At 65.7% G+C, this 23132-nt stretch carries 23 protein-coding genes and 1 pseudogene; 10 read left to right on the forward strand and 14 right to left on the reverse strand.

All coding sequences use genetic code 11. From position 1 onward, the window contains the following. Window positions 1-77: 77 nt before the first annotated feature. Genes H7J89_RS18070 through H7J89_RS18080 form a run of 3 tightly spaced genes read right to left on the reverse strand, consistent with a single transcriptional unit; the run spans window position 78 to window position 3201 of the window. Window positions 78-899: an SDR family NAD(P)-dependent oxidoreductase gene (locus H7J89_RS18070; protein ID WP_264045212.1), complete on the reverse strand. Its 822-nt coding sequence runs from the start codon at window positions 897-899 to the stop codon at window positions 78-80. A gap of 47 nt (window positions 900-946) precedes the next feature. Beyond that, window positions 947-2182 (reverse strand): cytochrome P450, encoded by a 1236-nt coding sequence (locus H7J89_RS18075; protein ID WP_264045214.1) that lies wholly within the window; start codon window positions 2180-2182, stop codon window positions 947-949. After that, window positions 2179-3201, reverse strand: coding sequence for an LLM class F420-dependent oxidoreductase (locus H7J89_RS18080; protein WP_264045216.1), 1023 nt, complete (start codon window positions 3199-3201; stop codon window positions 2179-2181). The genes H7J89_RS18075 and H7J89_RS18080 overlap by 4 nt, the downstream gene beginning before the upstream one ends. A gap of 141 nt (window positions 3202-3342) precedes the next feature. Between H7J89_RS18080 and H7J89_RS18085 the strand changes: the two genes are divergently transcribed. After that, entirely contained in the window at window positions 3343-4839 is a 1497-nt protein-coding gene (locus tag H7J89_RS18085; protein ID WP_264045218.1) for an acyl-CoA carboxylase subunit beta, read from the forward strand. Between the two features lie 4 nt (window positions 4840-4843). On the opposite strand, the gene H7J89_RS18090 is transcribed toward H7J89_RS18085, so the two are convergent. From H7J89_RS18090 to H7J89_RS18105, 4 genes and pseudogenes are all read right to left on the reverse strand, one after another. Continuing rightward, window positions 4844-5887, reverse strand: a complete 1044-nt coding sequence (locus H7J89_RS18090) for a TIGR03857 family LLM class F420-dependent oxidoreductase (RefSeq protein ID WP_264045220.1) — start codon at window positions 5885-5887, stop codon at window positions 4844-4846. Beyond that, window positions 5884-6264: a nuclear transport factor 2 family protein gene (locus H7J89_RS18095; protein ID WP_264045222.1), complete on the reverse strand. Its 381-nt coding sequence runs from the start codon at window positions 6262-6264 to the stop codon at window positions 5884-5886. Before H7J89_RS18095 ends, H7J89_RS18090 begins: the two co-directional genes overlap by 4 nt. Next, window positions 6264-7382 carry an alpha/beta hydrolase family protein gene (locus tag H7J89_RS18100; RefSeq protein ID WP_264045225.1) on the reverse strand — a complete coding sequence of 373 codons (1119 nt, stop codon included), beginning with the start codon at window positions 7380-7382 and terminating at the stop codon, window positions 6264-6266. Before H7J89_RS18100 ends, H7J89_RS18095 begins: the two co-directional genes overlap by 1 nt. A 9-nt stretch (window positions 7383-7391) precedes the next feature. Then, a pseudogene (locus H7J89_RS18105) lies at window positions 7392-7748 on the reverse strand (cyclohexanone monooxygenase); the annotation flags it as partial. An 89-nt stretch (window positions 7749-7837) separates the two neighbouring features. On the opposite strand from H7J89_RS18105, the gene H7J89_RS18110 reads away from it, so the two are divergent. From H7J89_RS18110 to H7J89_RS18140, 7 genes are all read left to right on the forward strand, one after another. Then, complete coding sequence (locus tag H7J89_RS18110) at window positions 7838-8848, forward strand: Rieske 2Fe-2S domain-containing protein (RefSeq protein ID WP_264045227.1); 1011 nt, start codon at window positions 7838-7840, stop codon at window positions 8846-8848. Next, window positions 8845-9465 carry a cysteine hydrolase family protein gene (locus tag H7J89_RS18115; protein WP_264045229.1) on the forward strand — a complete coding sequence of 207 codons (621 nt, stop codon included), beginning with the start codon at window positions 8845-8847 and terminating at the stop codon, window positions 9463-9465. The genes H7J89_RS18110 and H7J89_RS18115 overlap by 4 nt, the downstream gene beginning before the upstream one ends. Continuing rightward, window positions 9462-10082 carry a PaaI family thioesterase gene (locus H7J89_RS18120; RefSeq protein ID WP_264045231.1) on the forward strand — a complete coding sequence of 207 codons (621 nt, stop codon included), beginning with the start codon at window positions 9462-9464 and terminating at the stop codon, window positions 10080-10082. The genes H7J89_RS18115 and H7J89_RS18120 overlap by 4 nt, the downstream gene beginning before the upstream one ends. Before the next feature lie 8 nt (window positions 10083-10090). Further along, a complete protein-coding gene (locus tag H7J89_RS18125) occupies window positions 10091-11743 on the forward strand; it encodes an acyl-CoA synthetase (RefSeq protein WP_264045233.1) in 1653 nt (550 codons plus the stop codon). Window positions 11744-11836: 93 nt separating this feature from the next. Further along, entirely contained in the window at window positions 11837-13042 is a 1206-nt protein-coding gene (locus H7J89_RS18130; RefSeq protein ID WP_264045234.1) for a cytochrome P450, read from the forward strand. A gap of 21 nt (window positions 13043-13063) precedes the next feature. Beyond that, window positions 13064-14281, forward strand: a complete 1218-nt coding sequence (locus H7J89_RS18135) for a CaiB/BaiF CoA transferase family protein (RefSeq protein WP_264046065.1) — start codon at window positions 13064-13066, stop codon at window positions 14279-14281. Further along, window positions 14278-15423 carry a thiolase family protein gene (locus tag H7J89_RS18140; protein ID WP_264045236.1) on the forward strand — a complete coding sequence of 382 codons (1146 nt, stop codon included), beginning with the start codon at window positions 14278-14280 and terminating at the stop codon, window positions 15421-15423. Before H7J89_RS18135 ends, H7J89_RS18140 begins: the two co-directional genes overlap by 4 nt. Before the next feature lie 32 nt (window positions 15424-15455). Here H7J89_RS18140 and H7J89_RS26055 read toward each other — a convergent pair whose 3' ends face one another. The 3 genes from H7J89_RS26055 to H7J89_RS18150 all read right to left on the reverse strand — a co-directional run bounded on the left by H7J89_RS26055 (window position 15456) and on the right by H7J89_RS18150 (window position 16476). Beyond that, on the reverse strand, window positions 15456-15587 hold the full coding sequence (locus H7J89_RS26055; RefSeq protein ID WP_504928407.1) for a DUF8730 family Cys-rich protein: 132 nt from the start codon (window positions 15585-15587) through the stop codon (window positions 15456-15458). A 38-nt stretch (window positions 15588-15625) separates the two neighbouring features. Further along, complete coding sequence (gene trxA, locus H7J89_RS18145) at window positions 15626-16000, reverse strand: thioredoxin (protein WP_264045238.1); 375 nt, start codon at window positions 15998-16000, stop codon at window positions 15626-15628. Window positions 16001-16098: 98 nt separating this feature from the next. Then, window positions 16099-16476 carry a carboxymuconolactone decarboxylase family protein gene (locus H7J89_RS18150; RefSeq protein WP_264045240.1) on the reverse strand — a complete coding sequence of 126 codons (378 nt, stop codon included), beginning with the start codon at window positions 16474-16476 and terminating at the stop codon, window positions 16099-16101. Window positions 16477-16683: 207 nt separating this feature from the next. Here H7J89_RS18150 and H7J89_RS18155 point away from each other — a divergent pair, with 207 nt between their 5' ends. Together H7J89_RS18155 and H7J89_RS18160 are read left to right on the forward strand one after the other, a co-directional pair. Further along, window positions 16684-18141, forward strand: coding sequence for an NAD(P)/FAD-dependent oxidoreductase (locus H7J89_RS18155; RefSeq protein WP_264045242.1), 1458 nt, complete (start codon window positions 16684-16686; stop codon window positions 18139-18141). Between the two features lie 11 nt (window positions 18142-18152). After that, a complete protein-coding gene (locus tag H7J89_RS18160) occupies window positions 18153-18326 on the forward strand; it encodes a hypothetical protein (RefSeq protein WP_264045244.1) in 174 nt (57 codons plus the stop codon). A 42-nt stretch (window positions 18327-18368) separates the two neighbouring features. Here the strand turns inward: H7J89_RS18160 and H7J89_RS18165 are convergent, their stop codons facing one another. From H7J89_RS18165 to H7J89_RS18180, 4 genes are read right to left on the reverse strand one after another with little or no spacing between them, the layout of a single operon-like run. Beyond that, on the reverse strand, window positions 18369-19568 hold the full coding sequence (locus H7J89_RS18165; RefSeq protein WP_264045246.1) for an acyl-CoA dehydrogenase family protein: 1200 nt from the start codon (window positions 19566-19568) through the stop codon (window positions 18369-18371). A 14-nt stretch (window positions 19569-19582) separates the two neighbouring features. Continuing rightward, complete coding sequence (locus H7J89_RS18170; protein WP_264045247.1) at window positions 19583-20641, reverse strand: acyl-CoA dehydrogenase family protein; 1059 nt, start codon at window positions 20639-20641, stop codon at window positions 19583-19585. 2 nt (window positions 20642-20643) lie between these two features. Beyond that, complete coding sequence (locus tag H7J89_RS18175) at window positions 20644-21474, reverse strand: amidohydrolase family protein (protein ID WP_264045249.1); 831 nt, start codon at window positions 21472-21474, stop codon at window positions 20644-20646. Next, on the reverse strand, window positions 21471-23123 hold the full coding sequence (locus H7J89_RS18180) for an acyl-CoA synthetase (protein WP_264045251.1): 1653 nt from the start codon (window positions 23121-23123) through the stop codon (window positions 21471-21473). Before H7J89_RS18180 ends, H7J89_RS18175 begins: the two co-directional genes overlap by 4 nt. Between the last annotated feature and the right edge of the window lie 9 nt (window positions 23124-23132).

The raw sequence follows: 23132 nt of genomic DNA on the forward strand, positions 1-23132 counted from the left end.
CCGCCCGCAGTCACGCTGGCGTGACGCTCGGCGCCCGACGCCACGCTGGCGTGACGCTCGGCGGTCTGTGGCCGCGGCTAGGTGACCTTGGCCAAGGTGCGATCCCACAGCTCGCGCGCGAGCACGGGATCGTCGGCCGCGCGGTTGGCCCTCGCAACTTTGCCCTTCGAGTAGTACTCGCCGGATGCCCAGTCGACGCCGGGGGTGCTGGAGGCCAACCACACCAGCTGGTCGGCACCCTGGTCCGGGGTTTTGATGAGGCGGCTGACCGGGGTGCGCTGCATGGTCGTCAGGAAACGTGAACCCGACGATTGACCGATGTTGGTGTTGACGAAGCCCGGATGCACCACGGCGGCCGAAAGCCCGTCGGCGTGGTAGCGCCGATGTAATTCCCTGGTGAACAAGATGTTTGCCAGTTTCGCCAGTGCGTAGGCGGTGCTCGGTGTGCGCCCGGCGGTCGTTTCGAAATCGCCGAGGGTGACGTGGCGGAGCAGCCGCTGCGACGAGCTCGACGTGTTGACGATGATGGCGTGCGACGCGACGAGCACGTCGAGCAACATGGTGGTGAGCAGAAAGGGCGCCAGGTAGTTGACCTGAAGAGTGATCTCGTGGCCGTCTGCGGTCTCGCGCAACTTGCTGAACACACCACCGGCGTTGTTGCCCAGTACGTCGATGCGCGGGTATTCCGAGCGGATTTTGTCCGCCAGGGCCCGCACTTGGCACAGGTCCGCGAAGTCGGCGGAGAAATGTGCGGCGTCCAGCTCAGCGGCAATGGCGGCAATCTTGCTTTGCGTCCGTCCGACCAGTACAACGTTCGCGCCGCTGCGGTGTAGCCGGCGGGCCGCCGCGGCGCCGATTCCGTCACTGGCGCCCGTGATGACGATCGTCCTACGCGTCATTGCCTCGCCTTCACGGGGAGTCTAACCAGGGCGGGAGGGCTTCCGGGTCAAGCCAACGTGTAGCGCACCGGCAGGTGCTTGAGGCCGCCGACGAACGTGGTGGCGACCAACTCCGGGTCACCGGTCAGTTCAATGGATTTGAGCCTGGGCAGCAGCTCGGTGAAGAAGCTGTTGACCTCCATGCGAGCCAGCGCCGCGCCCATGCAGAAGTGCACCCCGTAGCCGAAGGCGAGGTGCTTGTTGGGGTCGCGCCCGACGTCGAAGCGGAACGGGTCGACGAAGACATCCTCGTCGCGGTTGGCCGAGACGTAGGACAGCAGCACCGAATCCCCCGCCGCGATGGGCACTCCACGCACGGTGGTGTCCTCGGTAGCGGTGCGCATGAATTCCTTGACCGGGGTGACCCAGCGAATCATTTCCTCGGTGGCCAGTGGCATCAGATCGAGGTTGTCGCGCAGGCGCTCGAGCTGGTCGGGATTTTCGATGAGCGCCTGCAGGCCACCCGAAATGGTCGCACTGGTGGTGTCGTGCCCGGCGGTGGCGACGATGAGGTAATACGACACGGTGTCGATGTCCGACAGCGGCTCGCCATCGACGCGGGCGTTGGCGATGGCGGACGCCAGATCCTCGGTAGGGTGCTCGCGGCGGGACTCGGTCACCCCGTTGAAGTACTGGAACATGTCGAACAGGGCGGGCAGCTGATCCTCGTTGGTGGTGCCCCGCTTGAATTCGGAATCATCGCTGCCGAACAATTCCTGGGTCAACTTGAGCATCCGCGGGAAGTCCGCCTCCGGCAGGCCCAGCAGCGACATGATCACGTAGAGCGGGTAATTGACCGCCACCTCCTGGACGAAGTCGCACTCCGGGCTGGCGGCCATCATCTTGTCGACATAGATCCTGGCGAGTTGGTCGACGCGAACCTTCAACGCCCGCATCGCCTTCGGACGAAACCAGTCGGAGCCGATCGCGCGCACCACCCTGTGCTGCGGATCGTCCAGGTGGATCAGCGTGCGCACGCCCGCCGCGGCTTGCATCTCGTCGCCCTCAACAGTCGTCAGGACGGGGCGTGGCCAGTTGGTGAACAGCATGTTTTCACGTTCGATGTCCATGATGTCGGCGTGCTTGGTGATCGCCCAGAACGGCCCGTAGTCCGGCACGTCGACCCACGACACCGGCGCGCTGGCGCGCAGGTGGGTCAGCGCCGCATGCAATCGCCGCTCATCGGTGTATGCCAAAGGATCCGCCAGCAGCTTGGCGGACTCGTCTACCGTGGTAGTGCTCACTCGCGAAACTCCTTCAGTGCGGCCGTAATACAGGACTGGGAGGCGTTTAGGAAGATGGGCAGAATCCGGTCGACCGCGCCCTGGCAGCGGTCCCTGAGGGCGGCGGCGATGGTGTCCACCGGGCCGACTACTGCGAAGGCCGAGAGAGCCTCGTCGTCGATCAGCGAGCCCATGGCGTCCCACTCGCCCGCGAGCGACAGACGGTGCAGTTCGGTCTGCAGGTCTCCCCAGCCGTGCAGCTCCAAAACTTTGCGGTAGGCGGGCGTCGACCCGTAAAAGGCGATCTGCTTGCGCACGGCGGCGGTGGCGGCAGCCAATTCCTCCTCGTTCTCGCCGGTTGCGATCATCACCTCGCTGGACACCTCAAAGTCGCTGCGGGACCGTCCGACTCGCTGCATGCCGCGCAGTAGCGCCGGCGATGTGACCTCGTCTAGGTAGCGTTTGGACACCATCGGGTGTCCGAGATGGCCGTCGGCCACCTCGCCGCACATCTCGGTCATCGCTTCGCCCACGGCCGCGATGAAGACCTTGGGCGTGGAATAGGGGTGCTGCTCGGGGGTGAACATCGGGGTCATGATCTTGTGCGTGTAGAAATCTCCCTCGAAGCGCAGCCTGCCGCCATCTCTCCACACCGACCAGATGGCATGCAGGGCGGAGACGAACTCTCTCATCCGGCGCGCGGGATGGCTCCACGGCATGCTGAACCGCTTCTCGATATGTGGCTGGATCTGGGTGCCGAGGCCGAGGATGAACCGGCCCTTGGAGTACGCCTGCAGGTCCCAGCCGATGTTGGCGACGATCATCGGATTGCGGGCGAAGGCCACCGCGATGTTGGTGCCGAGTTCGAGCCGCGAGGTGTGCTCGGCGGCCAGCAGCAGCGGCAGGAATGGGTCATGGCTGGTCTCCGCCGTCCAGCCCCCGTCATACCCGTCTCGTTCCAGGGCGACCGCCGCCTCCGTCACCCGTGCGAGTTGATTGGGGATACCCCCGTCGACCTTGAGGCGGGCGGCGTCGACCATGCGGGTAACTTTACGGTAAGCAATCCAGTATGTGACCCTGCAGTCGTGGCGATCGCAAGCGCGGCTAGTCGGGCGCGGCCGGTCGCCACTATCGGATCGTGGCGCTCGCCAGACGAAAGTTCCATGAGGTAGGACATAGGCATGCCGAAAGCCCAGGACTGGGGAGAAACGCTCGACGATCTCGGGCGGCGCCGTCAGCGCGCGTGGGGTATGGGTGGCCCCGAACGCCTCGACAAGCACCGCGGCAAGGGCAAGCTCGACGCCCGTGCGCGCATCGACCGCCTCCTCGACCCGGGGACCTTCCGCGAAATCGGCACGCTGGTCGGCGGCGACATCGCGGCCGACGGTCTGGTCGTCGGCTCCGGATCGATCAATGGTTCACCGGTGATGTTGGGCTCGGAAGACTTCACGACCATGGCCGGCAGCATCGGACCCGGCGGCAACTCGAAGCGCTACCGCATCGCCGAACTCGCGCTGCGCGACAAGGTTCCCCTGGTGATGCTCCTCGAAGGCGCCGGCTTTCGCCCTGGCGGCGGACATTACGGCCGCACCCCGACCGACCTGCTCGCGCAGGCGCAATGCTCGGGCCGGGTACCGACCGTTGCCGCCGTGCTCGGGCCGTCGGCCGGACATGGTGCCCTCGTCGCCCCCGTCTGCGACTTCCGCATCATGAGCGCCCAGGGCGCCATCTTCACCGCCGGACCACCGGTCGTCAAAGAGTCCACCGGAGAGGAGATCTCGAAGGAGAACCTCGGCGGACCCGGTACCGCCTTGCCGAGCGGGGTGATCCACAACGTCGCCGAAGACGACGAAGCCGTGATCGCCGATATTCGGCGGTACCTGTCGTATTTCCCGCCGAGCGCGTGGTCGTACCCGGCGCAGCTGCCGCCGGACGGGGACAGCGAGCCCCGTGCGACACCCGAACTGCTCGACATCGTCTCTCGCGACAACCGCCGCATCTACGACATGCGCGCCGTGCTGGACGTGGTCTTCGACCGACCCGACTGGTTCGAAGTCCAGCCGCAGTACGGCAAGGCGATCATCTGCGCGTTGGCCCATCTCGGGGGCCACCCGGTCGCGGTCGTCGCGAATCAGCCCAACGTGCTCGCGGGCTCCATTGACGCCGACGCGGCGGACAAGGCGGCACATTTCATCATGGTGGCCGACTCGTTCCACCTGCCCATCGTGTTCCTTGCCGACAACCCCGGCATGCTGCCCGGTAGTCGTTCCGAGCGCAGCGGCGTGCTGCGCGCCGGTGCGCGGATGTTCGCCGCGCAGACGGCGGCAACCACGGTCAAGTTGCACGTCACATTGCGCAAGGCATACGGATTTGGCTCGATGGTCATGTCGCTCTTGGGTTTCGATCACCAGAGCGCGACCTTCGCTTACCCGGGCGCCACCATGGGCGCGATGAGCGCGGCGGCGCTGGGCCGGGCGACGCATGCCGGTGAGGACATCACCGCGAAGCTGCGCGACGCCGAGTTGCAGGCGTCCTATCGCTCGGCCGAGCATCTGGGATTCGATGAACTCATCGATCCCCGCGAAACCCGTGATGCCTTACTCAGTTCGTTGCTTCGTGGACTGTCCAGCAGGCAGGCCGCCGCCGAACCGGTGAGCCGGACCGTCATCATGCCTTAACGGGCTAAACGCTCCCCCGATAGGCCGCGATCACGGGCTCGAGTTCGTCCGGTGTCGCGCCGTGCATGATCACGGCGTCGGCCCCGTAGTCGAATTCCTTGCGGACGCGATCCGCACATTGCCGGGCAGACCCGGTGGCCGACGGCTCCAGCCACTCCTCGGGGATCAACGTCGCGATGTGCTCGATCTGCTCGGCCGTGGCCTTGTGGTCGATCCCGCCGGCGATCGACGTCACCACAGGGTCGTCTCGGAAGCGCTGCAGCACAGCCGGATCCCAACTGTTCGTCCGCACCATCAGGTCGCCGTAGCCCTGCAGATAGGTGGCCAGGCGCGCGACCGTCTTCTTCAGCCGCAGCTCCTCGGGAAGGTGGTCGCCGACGGTCGCAAAGCACGACCACACCCGCACGCTGTCCGGGTCGCGGCCGGCCTTTTCGGCCGCGGCCTTCACCGTCTTGACACAGCGCTGCAGCGTCTCCGGGGTGAAATAGGTGTGCAGTATGACGTCATCGAACACGCGCCCCCCGAGTTCGAGCGTCTTGGGCCCGAAAGCCACCAGCGCCAACCGGATGTCCTCGTTGAAGTCGGGGTCGAGGAACAGGATCGGGTATTTGCCCATCGGCCCGTCGTGGTTGAAGATCAGCTCGCCGCGCCACAGGCGCCGCATGACCTGGGCCCAGTCCTCCATCTGGGCGGTCGTGACCGCAGGTATGCCGAACGCCCCGTAGATCGCCGCGATGCCCCGGCCGATCCCCAGCGTAAAGCGCCCGCCGGAGAGCCGGTGCATGGTGGTGGCCCACGACCCGGTGATCAGCGGATGTCGGGTGTTGTGATTGGTTGCGGCGGTGGCGATCTGCATACGGGTCGTCACGGCGCACGCGGCCCCCGTCAACGACGACGCCTCCTTGACGTTCCAGCGCTCGGAGATGAAAGCGGTGCCGAGACTCAGCTCCTCGCCGCGGCGGGCCTCGTCGACCAGCGTTGCCGGGCCTTCCCCGCCGGCACCCGCCAGCAGGTAGTAACCCAATTCATCAAGCGTGCGATCGGTCAACTCCAAACTCCTTGCTGATAGCCGCAATTCCAGACTTCGGTGATCTTCCCGTCGACGACGCGGAAAACCTCGATGCTGGCGACGTTGCTTTCGGCGCCGTCCTTGGTGGTCATCGACGAGTCGTAAACGATCGCGACGTGCTCGCCGTCGTCTCCGGCGGCGACGACGTTGAGATCGAACCTCAACTTGTCGAACATCGCCCAGACGTCTTTGACCCGGCTGACCGCCTGGTCGCGGGTCAGGGTATGCGCCTCACCGACCCCGTGCCGGATCACGGTGTCCGCGAACAACTCCTCGGCCAGCTTCAGGTTGTGCTCGTTCCAGACGACGAGGTTATAGAGCTCGACGACTTCGCGGGCTGTGCGCGGGGCCGCCATCAGCCGGCGACCTCGCTCAGGAATCGATCGGTCACCCGCTGCACGCGCCGGGAGAAAATGTGCCCGACGTGGCTGCCGTCGTACCAGTACAGTTGGCCGCCCCAGCGCTCCTGCAACTCGACCGCGGGATCGCGCATTGCCATCCGGTCGTGCCAGGCGCCGACGATGAGTCGGCGATGCGGCGGCGGCGCCGGGTCGACCCGCAGCGGATCGATCACCGAGGTCAGCTTCGCCACCTCCGGGGACGCCAGCAGGTCGCGGAAGCCGTCGCGGGACGACCCCCAGCGCCCCAAGTGCCGGGCGATCATCGCGTTGAGGCCCAAGATCGGCGTGTACAGCGCGACCGCATCGACCTGCCTCTCCAGGTGGGAAACCAGCGCGGCGACGGGAGTTCCCATTGAAATCCCAGCTATCACAACGGCACCGGCCTGCGGCTGCACCCAGCGCACCACCGCGCGAATCTCGGACACCGAACGCATCATGCCGGCGACGTTGCCCAATGGGTCCATGTCAGGGTAGGCGGGCCACTCTCGGCGTCGGCAGCCGTGGCCGGGCTGCACGGGCAGTGCGACGTTGAACCCGAGTTTGTGGTGTATTCGGCCGATGCGACTCAGTAGTAGGTCTTCGGTGCCGCCCTGACCGGCGCCGTGCACCCAGATCAGCCACGGCCGGGGGCCATCGCGGTGCCGGCACAGGTGCACCACCGCTCGCGCCGGCCCGCCCAGCCCCTCGGCCGCAAGCGTTTCCGGCAAGGCCGGGTCATGTTCGAATGTCATCCGTTCATACGAAAGGTTGCCGATGCGCCACCGCCGCACCGAGGTCGCCCGCAACGGCCTCGGCTCGGCGTGCGCACGATCGATGCCCAGGACGGATAGTTCTTCGGCAGCGGCGGTGCAGCCATCGAGCGACCGCATGCCCGTGGGATTCCCACCCAGCAACGAAAACCCGCTTAGGACAAGTTCGTCCAGCATCACCTCGCCGAACTGGCGGAGCCCGCGTGGCGACCCTGGAGCCCAGCGGGTCGATTGGTTCAGGCCGGTCACCGTACGGGGCACCAACATGCCAAGTTCACGAGCCACGTCCCGGGCGAGACCCAGGCCTTGCGTTACCTTCGACATTTCAATCACCTAAGTCAGTTTGAATCCGGCGTATCCGCCGGCCGCGATTTCGTCGCAGCGGCGCCGGTATTCGGGGATCCCGCCGGTGTAACCCATGTACATCCGTTTCTTCCCCGGCACGTTTCCGCCGTTGTACCACGAATTACACGATGGATGGACCAGCACCGTCGGCGCAACGAGCGAAGTGGCGTGGTCGATCCACTCCTGCTGCGCGGTGGCCAAGGCCTCGATGGTGTGGATTCCGCGGGCCCGCAGGTGTGCGATGCAATCGCCGATCCACTCCACGTGTTGTTCTAGCGCGGCGACGAAGTTCGTGGCGGCGCTGGGACTCCCCGGGCCCTGGATGGTGAACAGATTCGGGAAGCCTCCGTCATTTCGCTCCTTGCCGTGCACAGGCCGGACTGCTGAAATCTATACTGTAACGGACTTAGTATCAGGCAATCGGAGGGTTCGGTGTGAAGGTGCCATTCACCTGGAAGGTCACCGGGTGGTTCATGGTCGGGTGGTCGCCCGAATTCCCGGTCGGCGAGGTGCGGCCGCTGCACTACTTCGGCGAGGATCTGGTCGCCTACCGCGACGAGTCCGGCGAGCTACACGTCCTGGAAGCGCACTGCAAACACCTCGGCGCGCACATCGGCCACGGCGGAAAGGTGCTCGGCGACTGCGTCGAATGCCCCTTCCATGGCTGGCGCTGGGGCCCGGACGGCACCAACCGGTACATCCCCTATCAACCCGACCGGCCCAACCGCGCGCTCCGTCTGCGGCTGTACCCGGTGCGCGAGCAGTACGACTGCGTGTTCATCTGGCACCAGCCGGAAGGCAAGGAGCCGCAGTGGGACATGCCGGACATCTTCCGGAAATTCCCGCAATTCGAAACCGACCCGGCGGCGTACTACCGCGCGTACCCGGAGTTCTCTCGACGCGCCGAACGCGAGCCGGTGCATCCGCAGATCGTTGCGGAGAATGCCCCCGACAGCGCACATTTCGAGTACGTACACCACGCCACCGTGACGCCGCGGGTGCTGGACTGGAAGATCGTCGACCGCGAGTGGCAGTTCGTCGCGGGGTGGCCAGACGCGCGCAGCGACAACCCCGACGACCTCGCGCCGCGGTTCCACAGCCACCTGTTCGGCCTGGGCGGAGCGATCAGCGTCTTTGAGGGGGCGCAGAACCATCGGCTGATCTTCACCTGCACGCCGGTCGACGACGAGTGTTCGGACCTCTTCTACTCGATCTGGTGGCCACGCGTCCCCGGCGACACATCCGACGTACCGCAGGGCAAGCTGCGCGACGTGATCGAACAACAATTCCTGTCCACCGTCTTCGACGATCTGCGAATCTGGCGCTACCAGAAGTACGTGGAAAATCCGGCGCTTTCCAAGGTCGACGCGAAAGGGTATATGGCACTGCGGAAGTGGGCGAAGCAGTTCTATGACGTCCCGGCCGAAGTGTCCGCCTCGGCATGACGACGAAACTTGCCGAAATCGCGGCGCCCGAGCACACCGCGATCGTCACGCAGGAATGCCAGGGCGCCGTCATCGGCCCGGACGCCGGACTGGCGATGCTGGCCGAGGAAGCACGACGGGTTGCCCTGCCCAACATCGTGCGGCTGTTGCCGGCGGCCCGGGCGGCCGGGGCACGCGTCGTGCACTGCTTGGTGCAGCGGCGGCCCGACGGGCTCGGCTCCAACCACAACGCCAGGATCTTCGCCATGGGGGACGGTCAGGTCGACATCACCCCGGGCACCCAAGGCGCGGCCCTGCTCCCCGAATTGGGCCCGGAGCCGGACGATCTGGTGCTGAGCCGCTGGCACGGCGTCGGGCCGATGGGCGGCACGGACCTGGACGCGATACTGCGCAACCTGGGTGTCTCCACCATCGTTGTCGTCGGAGTGTCGCTCAACATCGCCATCCCCAACGTCGTCATGGACGCCGTCAACGCCGCCTACCGCGTCATCGTGCCCCGCGATGCGGTCGCCGGCATACCCACTGAATATGGAGAGGCCATCATCGCCAACACGCTGTCCCTGCTTGCGACCATTACCAGCACCGAAGATCTGCTCGACGTGTGGGCGCAGCGATGACCGACACCGCACCCGGAGTTCGCGGCGGGTTCCCCGACGTCAAACCCGTCGAGGACGCCCCCGAAGAACTGGGCCCCTTCGTCGCGGCGCTGCGCCGCCTGCAGGACCTGACCGTGTCCACCAAGCCGGACCCCGCGCTTTGGGCAGCCGCGACCGCGCACCTGGAGAACGCTTGCGCTCTACTGGACGGCCACCAGGTTCCGGAGACCGAGTCGGTAGCCGGCCGAGTGCTGAGCCTGCCCGGGTTGGCCCATCCCTTGATGCCGCCGTGGATGGTGACCGAATTTGACCCCGACGGTGTGAGCATGGCGGGTCATTTCACCGCCTCACACATAGGCGGGAACCGGGCCGTGCACGGCGGAATGATCCCGCTCTTTTACGACTGGCTGCTCGGCATGGTCGTGTCCACCGCGGACATCCGGCCGACCCGCACGGCCTATCTGCACGTCGATTACCGCAACATCACCCCGATCGACGAGCCGTTGACCGCCCGCGGTCGCATCACCGATATCGACGGCCGGAAGATATTCATCTCGGCTACGATGACGGCCGCTGATGGCACGCTGCTCACCGAAGCCAACGGCCTGATGGTCCGACTGCTCCCCCACCAGCCTTGAGAGGCCTAATGTCTGAGACAGCAACACAATTCACGGTACCAGCCGTCGCGACGGCCGTTGCGGCCGCGATTCCCGATCGGGAGCTGCTGATCCAGGGTGAACGGCGGTACAGCTATGCACAGGTGATCGAGCGGTCGCACCGCCTCGCCGCGTACCTGCATTCCCGTGGGCTCGGGTGTCACACCGAGCGCTCCGCTCTTCCCGGCCATGAGCCCGGCCAGGACCTACTCGGTGTCTACGCCTACAACGGAAACGAATTCGTAGAGGCGTTGCTCGGCTCGTTCCAGGCCCGAGTCGCCCCGTTCAACGTCAACTTCCGCTACGTCAAGAGCGAGCTGCAGTATCTTCTGGCGGATTCCGGGGCGACCGCGCTGATCTACCACGCCACGTTCGCCCCGCGGGTGGCCGAAATCCTGCCGGACCTCCCGCAGCTGCGGGTGCTGATACAGATCGCCGACGACTCCGGCAACGACTTGATCTACGGCGCAGTGGATTACGAGAGCGCCGTTGCGTCCTGCGCACCCGAGCCACCACCGGTGCGCCATTCACCGGACGACCTCTACGTCCTGTACACGGGCGGCACGACGGGGATGCCGAAAGGCGTGCTGTGGCGCCAGCACGACATCTTCATGACGTCCTTTGGCGGGCGCAACCTGATGACCGGAGAGCCGTTCGGATCCGTCGACGAAATCGCGGCGGGGGTCGCCGCGGGCCCCGGCACCAAGCTGATGATCCTGCCGCCGCTGATGCACGGCGCGGCTCAGTGGAGCGTGATGACGGCGATCACGACCGGGCAATCCGTCGTCTTCCCGTCGGTCGTTGACCGGCTGGACGCCGAAGAGGTCGTCCGCACCATCGAGCGCGAGCGGGTGAGCGTGGTGACGGTGGTCGGTGATGCGATGGCCCGCCCGTTGGTCGCCGCCATCGAGAAAGGGATCGCGGACGTGTCGTCGTTGGCCGTGGTCGCCAACGGGGGCGCGTTGCTCACCCCGTTCGTCAAGCAGCGGTTGATCGAAGTCCTGCCTGATGCCGTCGTCGTCGACGGTGTCGGATCTTCGGAAACCGGCGCGCAGATGCACCACATGTCGATGTCGGGAGCGGTGTCGACCGGCACCTTCAACGCGGGGCCGGACACGTTCGTGGCGGCCGAGGACCTGGCCTCGATCCTGGAACCGGGTCACGACGGAATGGGCTGGCTCGCGCAGCGCGGGTACGTTCCGCTCGGCTACAAGGGCGATGCGGCCAAGACCGCCAAGACATTTCCCGTCATCGACGGGGTCCGGTATGCGATCCCGGGCGACCGGGCCCGCCACCGCGCCGATGGCACCGTCGAACTGCTGGGCCGCGATTCCGTGACGATCAACTCGGGCGGCGAAAAGATCTTCGTCGAGGAGGTCGAGACCGCCATCGCGTCCCACCCCGCGGTGGCCGACGTGGTGGTCGCCGGGCGCCCCAGTGAGCGGTGGGGCCAGGAGGTCGTGGCCGTCGTCGCACTGGCCGAAGGTGCCCGCGCCGATGCCGAGGAGTTGGTCGCCCACGCCGGGCAATCGCTGGCCCGCTACAAACTTCCCAAGGCGATCGTGTTCCGCGCGGCAATCGAGCGCAGCCCGTCGGGCAAGGCCGACTACCGGTGGGCGCGCGAGCAGGCGGTAAACGGCTGACCGGCGGGCATGCCCATATTGTCTACTGTAAGAATTACAGTACGATCTTACGCAAGGGCATGCCGTTCACGCAGAAGATGCTGGAGAGCCAAGGTGACGACCAACGTTCACGCCGCCGGTGCCGACGGCCGGGCCGTCAGCCTGCGTGATCCCTACCCGTTCTTCGCCCGAAAGCGCCGCGAAGCCGGGGTGTTCCGCGGGACGGTCATGGACTACTCCAAGACGCCGGAGTCGCTCATGCCCAAGCGCGAGTACTCCGCGGTGTCCTTCGATGCGGTGAACACGGTGTTCCGGGACGGCCGAGTGTTCAGCTCCGCACCGTACGACAAGACGATCGGCCTCTTCATGGGGCCGACCATCCTGGCGATGGAGGGAAAGAAACATCGCGATCATCGCAACCTGGTGTCCGCGGCATTCAAGTCCAAGGCGCTGGCCCGCTGGGAGAACACCGTTGTGCGGCCGATCTGCAACGCGCTGATCGACGAATTCATCGCCAGCGGTGCAGCAGACCTGGTTCGAAACTTCACCTTCGAATTCCCCACCCGCGTCATCGCCCAGCTGCTGGGGCTGCCGGCCGACGACTTGCCGATGTTCCGCAAGCGCGCCGTGCAATTGATCAGCTACCACGTCGACTACGAGAGCGCGTTCGAGGCGTCGGCGGCGCTCAAGGATTACTTCGTCGACCAGATCGAACAGCGCAAATCCCAGCCCACCGAGGACATCATCGGCGATCTGGTCACCGCGGAGATCGACGGCGAAAAGCTAAGCGACGAAGCCATTTACTCCTTTCTGCGACTGCTGCTGCCGGCCGGCTTGGAAACCACGTACCGGTCGTCGGGCAACCTGCTGTACCTGCTACTCACCCACCCGGACCAGTTCGCCGCGGTGCAGGCCGATCGCGAACTCTTGCCGCAAGCGATCGAGGAAGGGCTGCGCTTCGAGACGCCGCTCACCACCGTGCAGCGATTCACCACCGAGGACACCGAGCTGGAAGGTGTCGAGATACCGGCACGTGCGGTGGTGGGCGTGTGCATCGGGTCCGCGAACCGCGACGAACAACGCTGGGATCGTTCGGAAGAGTTCGACATCTTTCGCAAGCACCAACCGCACATCTCCTTCGCCGCCGGTGAGCACACGTGCCTGGGTCTGCACCTGGCGCGGCTGGAAACCCGCGTCGCCGTCGAATGCCTGCTGGACCGGGTGACCGACGTCAGGCTGCTCACCGACGACGACCCACACATCCACGGCCAGCCTTTCCGTTCCCCGACGGCGCTTCCCGTGACGTTCAAGGCGAAGTAGGGTCCGGAAATGGTCAAAGTCATGTCGGGCTTCCGGGTCCTGGAACTTGCGCAATTCACCTTCGTCCCGGCGGCGGGCGCCATCCTGGCCGACTGGGGCGCGGACGTCATCAAGGTCGAACACCCGCTGCGCGGCGACACCCAACGCGGCTTCATCAACATGGGTGGCATCCAGCTCGATCCGGAGCGGCACCCGCTGATGGAGCATCCCAACCGGGGCAAGCGCAGCGTCGGGATTGACGTGTCCACACCGGGCGGTCAGGAGGTGATTTACGAACTGGCCAAGACCTCCGACGTGTTCCTCACCAACTACATGCCGGCCCAGCGGCAGAAGCACAAGTTCGACGTGGAACACATTCGCGCGGTGAACCCGAACATCGTCTACGCGCGCGGTTCGGCGTACGGCGACAAGGGCGCCGAGCGTGACGTGGGTGGCTATGACGGAACGGCGTTCTGGACGCGCAGCGGCATCGGGTACGCACTGACGCCCGAGGAGCTGGGTGGCGCACTGGGGCAAGGTATTCCAGCGTTCGGTGACTCCATCGGCGGCATGTTCATCGCCGGCGGCATCTCGGCGGCACTGCTGCATCGCGAACGCACCGGCGAAGCCCTCGAGCTCGACGTGTCGTTGCTGAGCACGGCCTGGTGGGCGGCGGGAGCGAGCGTGACGCAGGGCATGGAGACCGGACAGGTGATGCGCACTCCGATGCCGGGCTCCGCGACCGCCATGTCGGTGAATCCCTTCATGGGCAACTACGAAACCTCCGACGGCGGCACCATCAACCTGTGCATCATCAGCCCGACCGGCCTGATCCGCGACACTTTCGAGCATCTCGGCATCCCCGAGGCGGCCGACGATCCCCGCTTCTCCGACGTGCTGCCCTTGATCCAGAACGCCAGCGCGGCCGCCGAACTGATCGCGAAGGCGTTCGCCGGTAGGCCATTCGACTACTGGCGGGAGCATTTGAAAACCATGAAAGGTCAGTGGGCGCCGTTCCAGAGCCTGCTCGACCTGGTGGACGACGAGCAGGCCCTCGCCAACGACATGATCAGCGAGGTCGAGCTCGCCAGCGGCGGAAAGCCTTTCCGCGTCGTGCGCGGCCCGGTGCAGTTCAACCACGAACCGCTGGTGACTACCCGGGCACCCCAGGCTTCCGAACACACCGAGATCGTGCTGATGGAGCTCGGCATGGATTGGGACCGCATCGAGGAACTGAAGGATTCGGGAGCCATTGCGTGAATGACGTCGCGGTCATCGGTGTCGGCCTGCACCCGTTCGGCCGCTTCGAGGGCAAGTCCGCGATGGAGATGGCCGCCGACGCCATCCATCTCGCGGTCGCCGACGCGGGCATCGAGTGGAAGGACATCCAAGCCGCCACGGGGGGCAGCTGGACCGTGGCCAATCCCGACGCGATCGTCGCCATGGTCGGACTATCGGGCATCCCGTTCACTAATGTGTTCAACGCGTGCGCGACCGCCGCCAGTGCCGCCAAGGCGTGCGCCGACGGCATCCGGCTGGGCGACTACGACATCGGGATCGCCATCGGTCTGGACAAGCACCCGCGCGGCGCCTTCACCGAGGACCCGGCCCTGGTGGGGATGCCGCGGTGGTACGCCGAGAACGGCCAGTACCTGACGACAAAGTTCTTCGGCATGAAGGCCAACCGCTATTTGCACGATCACGGCATCTCGCAGCAGACACTGGCTAAGGTGGCCGCGAAGAACTTTCGCAATGGGGCGTTGAACCCCAATGCGTTTCGCCGCAAGCCGATCGCCGAAGACGACATCCTCAACTCCGCGATGCTGAACTACCCACTCACGCAGTACATGTTCTGTGCACCCGACGAGGGGGCCGCGGCCGTCGTGATGTGCCGCGCGGACATCGCGCACCGCCATACCGCGACGCCGATTTTCCTGCGGGCGGTCGAGGTGCGCACCCGTCGGTATGGCGCCTACGAGGTCAACACCACCTTCGCGCCGGTCCACGAGGACGTCTCCCCGACCGTGTACGCGTCGCGCGCCGCGTTCGAGAAAGCGGGCGTGGCGCCGCAGGACGTCGACGTCATCCAGCTGCAGGACACCGACGCCGGCGCGGAGATCATTCACATGGCCGAATGCGGGTTCTGCGCCGACGGCGAGCAGGAAAAGCTATTGGCCGACGGCGCAACCGAAATCAGCGGATCGATGCCGGTCAACACCGACGGCGGGCTCATCGCGAACGGCGAGCCGATCGGGGCGTCGGGCCTGCGGCAGATCCACGAACTGGTGCGACAACTTCGCGGCCAGGCCGGCGATCGCCAGGTACCGGGTGAGCCGCGCGTGGGCTTTGCTCAGCTATACGGCGCACCGGGCACCGCCGCGGCGACCATCCTGACGACCTGACCTTTCGCTGACCCCGGGACGGGGCCCGGACACTATCTGGCGACACTCTGGCGGCAGGCGCATCGTTGATCAGCGGGCACCCGTTTCATCACGCTCTCGGCGTGCGCCCCACATCCCGCCCAGGTGATCTTGCCGCAGCGCCCGCAGCTCACGGGGTAACACATGGTTGCTTCCTACCGTTCAGCGCGAACCGATTGCGCCACTACGCCTTCACAGCAGCTTTTCGCTCGGCGATCGTGGCGCGGACCTGCGCCATGTCAAGACGCTTGACCTGATCGATCAAATCGTCGAGCACGGCAGGTGACATCGCTCCCGGCTGACTGTAGACGAGGATTCCATCGCGGAACGCCATGATCGTGGGCACTGAGCGGATGCCTACCGTCGCGGCCAGTTCGCGCTCGGCGTCGGTGTCCACCTTGGCGTACACGATATCCGGGTGGGTCTGCGAGGACCGTTCGAACACGGGTGTGAAAGCCCGGCACGGCCCACACCATGGGGCCCAAAAGTCAACGAGCACAATCGGACTTGCGAGTACCGTCGGCTCGAAATCGGCAGCGGTCAGTGACTTGACGGTCATAATTGCTCCTTTCCGAGAGTTTCAGGTGAGGATCGGATCCAGGCCTGAGCTGGTGCAGCAAGCTGGGCTGATTACGGACCGAACGCAATAGTGCCCGTTTATTGCGCCGGTCCAGCGCCGTCCGCCGTCCTGTCAGCGAATTCGCAAAATGCGCTGTACGCGCGCGCACCGTAGATCGTCGCCGGACCACCGTGCATGAGAATGCTGACGCCGATCGCCTCGGCGGCCTCTTCCTTGGATGCTCCGGCACGGGCCGCCCCCTGAGCGTGGGAGGCGATGCAGCCGTCGCATCCGGCGACGACCCCGATCGCCATCGCGATCAGCTCCTTGAACTTCTTGTCCAAGGCTCCCGAGGTCAGTGCGCCGTTGCTCATCTCGGCGAAACCCCGGTACACGTCGGGGATCATCTTGCGCAGGGCACGGTGCTGAGGGTTGAGGTCGTCCAGCACCTCTTGGTAGTGGTTGTGTTCGGTCATGAGAGATACAATACCTATACGGGTAGGGGTATTCCTCAGATTGCGACTGCTTTTCCTTTCGGCGCACGCATGCCTCCCCCAATAGAGTCCATTGGCCCTAGAAACGCGTCATCGCGGAGCGCAATCTGGCCTCGGAGCGCCCGGCGTTCCCGCGCAGCGGTAACCATGTCGTGCGGCGATGTCGGCGCACGACATAGAGGAGCATCAATGGCACGAGTCGTCATTCTCGGCGCTGGTATCGCCGGGCATACCGCCGCGCTACACCTTCGCCGATGGCTAGGCCGCAGTCACGAAGTCGTCGTGATTTCTCCCAACGCCGACTGGAACTGGATCCCGTCCAACATCTGGGTCGGCGTGGGCCGCATGGACCCCGCCAAGGTTCTCATTCCGCTCGACCCCATCTACCGCCGCAAGGGCATCGTGTTTCACCAAGCACTTGCCACCACGATCCATCCGGAGGGCACCATAAATCAGCCGGCGCCATCGGTGGACTTCACCTACACCGATGAGGAACACGGCGGCCAGAGCGGCGCCATTACGTATGACTACCTCATCAATGCCACAGGACCGCGCCTGAACTTCGCGGCCACCCCCGGACTCGGCCCCGCCGGCCACTCATACTCGGTGTGCACCGCGGCTCACGCCGTCGAGGCGGCCAAGGCACTCGATCGGGTCATCGCCAGGCTGGAGGCCGGCGAGAAGCAGCGCCTGGTCATCGGCGTCGGACACGGCACCTGCACCTGCGAGGGCGCGGCCTTCGAGTACGCCTTCAACGTCGAGCACACGTTGCGAGCCGCCGGCGTGCGAGACCTGGCCGAGGTCGTCTACCTCACCAACGAGTATGAACTGGGCGACTTTGGCGTCGGCGGCATGAGTTTCGTCGAAAAGGGCTTCGTGCAGTCTAGCCGGCTGTGGACCGAGTCGCTGTTCCGTGAACGCGGCGTCAAAGCGATCACGCAAGCGGCCGTCCACGAGGTGATGGACGGCAAGCTGCGCTACGAGCAACTGGACGGCAGAGAGCACGAGTTGGACTTCGACTTCGCCATGCTTTTACCACCGTTCAGGGGAGCCGAACTGGCGGCGTACGACAAGGACGGCAACGACATCAGCTCCGTTCTGTTCGCGCCGTCAGGCTTTATGAAGGTCGACGCGGACTACTCGGGCAAACCCTATGACGAATGGTCCGCCGAGGATTGGCCATACACCTACGAGGCCCCGGCCTACCCGAACATCTTCGCCCCGGGCATCGCGTTCGCGCCCCCGCATCCCATCTCCCGTCCGCGCACGAGTCCCAAAGGGACCGTTATCACGCCCAGTCCGCCGCGCACCGGAATGCCGTCGGGCATTATGGCCAAGACAGTTGCTGAAACCATCCGCGACCGAATCACCAAGGGAACGGCCGCTGTTGCGCACCGCGCGTCGATGTCGAGCATGGGCGCCGCATGCGTCGCCTCCGCAGGCACCGGTTTGCGCAAAGGCTCGGCCGCCGCCATGACGATGTTCCCGGTGGTACCCGATCCGGTGAAGTACCCGCAAACGGGTCGCGACATCGCCGGCACCTCCGGTGAGCTCGGATTGGCCGGCCACTGGATCAAGCTGCTGCTGCATTATCTCTTCATTTACAAGGCTAAAGCCCGCCCGTTCTGGTGGCTGATCCCCGAATGAAAGGCACGCCGATGGACGACGAAACCTCCTACTCGGACGTGAACGCGCTGACGGCCGAGCGCATCGCCGATGCACCGCTGCCCACCACGGCAACACTGCGGACGCGTCAGAACCTCTTTGTGCAATTCGGACGTTTCATCCGTATCAATCTCAAGATGCTGCGGATCATCTACGGGCACGGCTGAGGAGCGCCCGGGTCCGAGAGGCATCGACCCGGCCGAGCAGATTCAAGACACCTTCTTGACCGGCGACGCGTAAGCCGGCTTGCCGAGACCGAGCATGTACTGCGCGATCATGTTGCGGAACACCTCCAGCGTGCCGCCGTAGATTCCCACCAGCGGGGCGAATCGGTAGGCGTATTCGGCGCTGCCGTCGTCGGCTGCCGCTTCGGTTCCGTACGGCAGCGTGGAGGCGGTCCCGAGGATGTCCATCAGTTCCGGAGAGATGTCCCGCATTGTTTGCGCGATCGCGACCCGGCCGAAGATGCTCGGGGTGGCCAGCGCCGTCTCCAGTCGGGCGACGCAGCGGCCCAGCCGGTATGCCACCGACTTGTCGTCGATGAGCCGGCGCCCGTCGTCGTCGGCCCGCGTCAGGCTCGCCGCGGCCTTATCCACCGCCTGCGATAGAAAACCGGCCTGGTGCATCATGATTGAGGTGTCTTGCAGTCCGTCGGGGGCGGCGGCGACAGCGCCGTGCTCGACGTTGAGCGGCTCGCGCAGCACGGTCCAGCCACCGTTCACCTCGCCCAGCCGATACTTGTCGTCGACCCGCACGTCGCTGTAGTAGACGATGTTGGTCCGATCGCCATCCACCGTGCGAATTCCCTGGATTTCGATCCCCGGCGAATCCAGTGGCACCAGGAACATGGTCAGGCTCTTGTGCTTTGGCGCGTCCGGGGCTGTGTTGGTGATCAGGAAGACGTACTGACAGTTATGGGCACCGGTCGTGAACATCTTGGAGCCGTTGATGACCCAGCTCGATCCATCCGCCTCCCGCACGGCGCGGGTCTTACAGGTGGCGATATCGGAGCCGCCCTCGGGCTCGGTGTAGCCGAGGCACAACCGGACTTCGCCGCTGAAGACTTTCGGTAGTACCTCGTCGCGCAGTTGCGGCGAACCGAATTTGTTCACCGATCGGGCCACCATCGCGGTCGTTCCCCAGGTCACCCAGGGCACGTGTGCACGCCGCTTCTCCAGCTCCCAGATGCGCCGCCGCACCCGGGTGAACCCTCCTTCGGATTCCGGTTTCCACTCGGCTTCCAGATAGCCTGCCGCGCCGAACTTCAGGTGCAGACCTTCGTCGAAATTGTCACCCGTTTCGCGGTCCCGACGCCTGATCTCCTCGGTCATATGCGTATCGAGGAAACTGCGCGCTTCGTCGCGGAATGCCTTGTCCTCGTCCGACAATTCGACGGGAGAGAAATCCATGATGTCGCCCCTTCCTAGGCCGGCTGCGCCGCGCCCTCGCGGGCGGTCACGATCTCGGCGACCCGTTGCGCCGTGGCGCCCGGATCACCACCGGCCAGTGGCCATCCCCGGGCGCGCACCAGATACGCCGTCGCGGCGGCTTCGGACGAAACCCCGAGTCCGCCCTGGATGTGAACCGCCATGGTCGCCGCCTTGGCGGCCTCCTCTGCCATGAAAACGAAGGCGGAGGGCGCCAATTCGGGCCGCTCGTCGGGTTCGTTGTCCAAGAACCAGGCGGCGCGTCGCGCCAGATTCCGTCCACCCTGGACGGTGATGACCATGTTCGCGAGGGGGTGCGAGATCGCTTGCAGCGTGGAGATGGGCACGCCCAGCGTGTAGCGGGTCTTGGCGAACTCGGCCGCGATCGTCATGGTCTCCTCCACCAGCCCGACGAGCGCCGCCGCGGTGAGCAGCCGCCATTCGTCGAGCGCCAGCCGGTACGTCGCCAGCGCGTCGGGTCCTTCGGCGACGACCGTACGGGTGTCGGTCGCGGCCGGGTCCACCCATGCCATCGGCAGCCTGCCGATGTTGTCGACCTTCGCGGGGCGGCTGGCGAAGGTCAGCCGCACGACTTCGTCGCCGTCGCGGACGATGATGTGGTCGGCGATCGAGCCAGAGGGAATCAACCGCGGACCGCGTCCGGCGTCGAGGCGCGGGTCGAGCGCGGCCAGCTGTTCGCCATCCGCCACGCCGGCGGCTTCCGCCCCTAGCGCGCCGAGACGCCCCAGCAGGCGAGCCGTGCACACATGGTCGATCCACGGAACGGGTGCCAGCGACCGGCCGAGCTCTTCGGCCACCAAGGTGAGATCGACCAAGGTGGCGCCGTCACCGCCGCATGACTCCGGCAGCGCCATCGTCGTCGCGCCCATCCCGCACAACATCTCCCAGAGGTTCTTGTCGAAGCCGGATGGCTCTGCGGCCCGGACGGTTTCGATCGAGCAGTGGGTCTTGAAGAACTGTTTGTAGGCTTCCTGCAGGGCCACATGGTCGTCGGACAGGCTGTAGTCCAGCCGGCGGAGTTCGAAGCGGTCCATCGTTACTCGTCCTTCCCGAAGAAGAAGTCTCGCGCGTTGTTGTAAAGGTAGTTGTCCAGCACCTCGGCGGGCAGGTCAAGGGCACGGGCCTCGGGTATCACGCGACGCATCGGCAACACCGGCCAGTCGGACGCGTAGATCACCTTGTTGGGGCCACGCGTGCGCATGTAGTGCAGCAGGCTCTCGGGCAGCCGCTTGGGCGACCACGCCGACGTCATGAGGCGCAGGTTGGCGTACTTCAACAGCAACCGGATCGCGACGTCCCACCACGGGTCGGCGCCGTGAATCATGCACAGCCGTAGTTCGGGGAATCGCACGCACACGCGGTCCAGGTGCATCGGGTGCTGAACCTCCCCGGGTATCGGTGGTCCCGGAATACCGGTGTTGATGCAGAGCGGAAGGTCCAGTTCCGCGCACTTGGCGTAGAGCGGGTAGTACACGGCGTCGCTCGGCGGATACTGGCCGTCGCCCCAAAAGCTCGGTCCGACTACGGCATACGCGACGGGCAACTCGCCCGAGATGGCGGTCAGTTCGCGCAGCGACCGCACCGGCCGCAGCAGGTTGACCCCGCCCATGGCCAGCGCGAACCGGTCCGGCCTGGCTTCAACGAATTTGCGCGCGGTAGTGGACGGGTTAACAAGCGAGTCCATCAGGATCGCCTTCTGCACGCCCTGTTCGTCCATCTCGGCGAGCAACTCGGAGAGGTCGACCGCGCCGAACATCGACTTAGGGCCCTTGAAGTAGTCGTCCCTGACCTTGAGCATCCACGTCGGCTGAGATTCGGCTTCCCCGAAGTGGACGTTCACCAGGCAGTCAATCGCTTTGGTGTTCATGACTTTCCTTCGGGCTCGGACGGGACCAGCGCGATCGCCGGAACGTGTTGAGTGGCTTGCTCTCTGGCCCAGCGGTAATTGGGCTTGCCGTTCCCGAGGCGTTCGATCTGCTCGACGAAGATGAAGGCTTTGGGCGCCTTGAAATGCGCCAGCTGCGCGATGCACGCGCCGTAGAGTGCGTCCTGGGTGAGGTGGGCATCGGCGTGCGTCGCGACGAGCGCGACGACCTCTTGTCCCCACCGCTCGCTCGGGCGCCCTACGACAAGGGCATCGACGACGCCCGGCTGTGCTCGCAGCACCTCCTCGACTTCTTCGACGAATACCTTTTCGCCACCGGTGTTCACGACCAGCGAATCGCGGCCCAGCAGGCGAATGGTGCCGTCGGGTTCGAGGGATGCCCGGTCGCCGGGGATCACCACCCGCTGTCCCTCAATCTCCGGAAAGGTTCGTTGCGTGGCCTCGGCGTCGCCGAAGTAGCCGAGCGGGATCCGGCCTGTCCGGGCGGCCCAGCCGACCTCCTGCTCACCGGGCCGCAGGAACCGGCTCCGGTCGGCCGACACCACGGTTGCCCCCTCCCTGGGCTGGAAGGTCTCGCTGGCGTTCCCTTCGCGGCTGTGCCCGAATGCCATGTTGCCGCTCTCGGACGATCCGTAGCCCTCGATGATGGTGATGTGCGGCAAGCATTCCATCAGTGCGCGTTTGTGTTTCGCGTTCGTCGCGGCGCCTCCGGTGCCGATCGCGTTCAGCGAAGACAGGTCGTAGGAGCGCGCGCGCAGCTCGGCGATCAGCGGCCCGGCGTAGGCGTCGCCCACCATGGTCATCATGCCCACCTTCTCGCGCTCGGCGGTTTCCCACACCGACCGTACGTCCAGCTTGTTGCGGTCGTCGTAGAGGACCACGGGCAGTCCGGCGCAGAGCGCGGCGAAGGCGGTCCACATGCCGGCGGCGTGCATGAGCGGAGAAACGGCGAACCACGGCTGCCCTCCCCCGGCGACCTTGTCGTGGATCTCGGTGACGCTGGCGTGGTCGGCGCCCACCATTGACGACACGTACATGTCGCTCTGCCGCCACAGCACACCCTTCGGCCGTCCCGTCGTCCCGCCGGTGCACATCATGATCAGGTCATCCGGTGACCCCGCGTCTTCGCGCTCGGCGCCGGCAACGGACAGGGCGTCGTCGAGCGAGATGGCTTTCGGTAGTTGGGGAACCGTGCTGCCGTCGTCGATGGAGATCAGCAATTCGGTGCCGGTCGGGGGCAGCACGTCGGCGAACCGGGCGCCGAGTGAGCGGTGGTAGATGATGGCCCGCGGTCGGATGTAGTCGAGCAGGTCGCGGATTTCCCGGGGCGAGTAGTGGTGGTTCACGTTGACCGGGACGGTGCGCGCCTTGAGGCATCCGATCACCATGTCGGGGTACAGGTCGTTGTACATGATCAGTGCGACGCGGTCCTGGCCGCACTCCCAGCGCTGCAGTTCGTCACGCGCCGCGTAGACGCCGAACCCCTTGCCCTCGAGGTAGTTCGCCAATCGATTGGTCCGGCGCGCGGATTCGGCGAACGTGCTCTTGCGGTCCCCGCACACCGTCATCAGGCGGTCGGGCACCACGTCGGCGATGGCGTCGAGAACCGCGCCCACAGTCCATTCACTCATAGTGCGGGC

The organism is Mycobacterium paraffinicum (assembly GCF_025822865.1).
GTDB classification, from domain to species: Bacteria; Actinomycetota; Actinomycetes; order Mycobacteriales; family Mycobacteriaceae; genus Mycobacterium; species Mycobacterium paraffinicum.

Bases quoted from the DNA above. Each gene is read 5' to 3' on its own strand.
- H7J89_RS18070 (WP_264045212.1), bottom strand. From the start codon at position 899: ATGACGCGTAGGACGATCGTCATCACGGGCGCCAGTGACGGAATCGGC.
- H7J89_RS18080 (WP_264045216.1), bottom strand. From the start codon at position 3,201: ATGGTCGACGCCGCCCGCCTCAAGGTCGACGGGGGTATCCCCAATCAA.
- H7J89_RS18085 (WP_264045218.1), top strand. From the start codon at position 3,343: ATGCCGAAAGCCCAGGACTGGGGAGAAACGCTCGACGATCTCGGGCGG.
- H7J89_RS18095 (WP_264045222.1), bottom strand. From the start codon at position 6,264: ATGGCGGCCCCGCGCACAGCCCGCGAAGTCGTCGAGCTCTATAACCTC.
- H7J89_RS18100 (WP_264045225.1), bottom strand. From the start codon at position 7,382: ATGTCGAAGGTAACGCAAGGCCTGGGTCTCGCCCGGGACGTGGCTCGT.
- H7J89_RS18115 (WP_264045229.1), top strand. From the start codon at position 8,845: ATGACGACGAAACTTGCCGAAATCGCGGCGCCCGAGCACACCGCGATC.
- H7J89_RS18120 (WP_264045231.1), top strand. From the start codon at position 9,462: ATGACCGACACCGCACCCGGAGTTCGCGGCGGGTTCCCCGACGTCAAA.
- H7J89_RS18125 (WP_264045233.1), top strand. From the start codon at position 10,091: ATGTCTGAGACAGCAACACAATTCACGGTACCAGCCGTCGCGACGGCC.
- H7J89_RS18135 (WP_264046065.1), top strand. From the start codon at position 13,064: ATGTCGGGCTTCCGGGTCCTGGAACTTGCGCAATTCACCTTCGTCCCG.
- H7J89_RS26055 (WP_504928407.1), bottom strand. From the start codon at position 15,587: ATGTGTTACCCCGTGAGCTGCGGGCGCTGCGGCAAGATCACCTGGGCG.
- trxA (WP_264045238.1), bottom strand. From the start codon at position 16,000: ATGACCGTCAAGTCACTGACCGCTGCCGATTTCGAGCCGACGGTACTC.
- H7J89_RS18150 (WP_264045240.1), bottom strand. From the start codon at position 16,476: ATGACCGAACACAACCACTACCAAGAGGTGCTGGACGACCTCAACCCT.
- H7J89_RS18155 (WP_264045242.1), top strand. From the start codon at position 16,684: ATGGCACGAGTCGTCATTCTCGGCGCTGGTATCGCCGGGCATACCGCC.
- H7J89_RS18160 (WP_264045244.1), top strand. From the start codon at position 18,153: ATGGACGACGAAACCTCCTACTCGGACGTGAACGCGCTGACGGCCGAG.
- H7J89_RS18165 (WP_264045246.1), bottom strand. From the start codon at position 19,568: ATGGATTTCTCTCCCGTCGAATTGTCGGACGAGGACAAGGCATTCCGC.
- H7J89_RS18170 (WP_264045247.1), bottom strand. From the start codon at position 20,641: ATGGACCGCTTCGAACTCCGCCGGCTGGACTACAGCCTGTCCGACGAC.
- H7J89_RS18175 (WP_264045249.1), bottom strand. From the start codon at position 21,474: ATGAACACCAAAGCGATTGACTGCCTGGTGAACGTCCACTTCGGGGAA.
- H7J89_RS18180 (WP_264045251.1), bottom strand. From the start codon at position 23,123: ATGAGTGAATGGACTGTGGGCGCGGTTCTCGACGCCATCGCCGACGTG.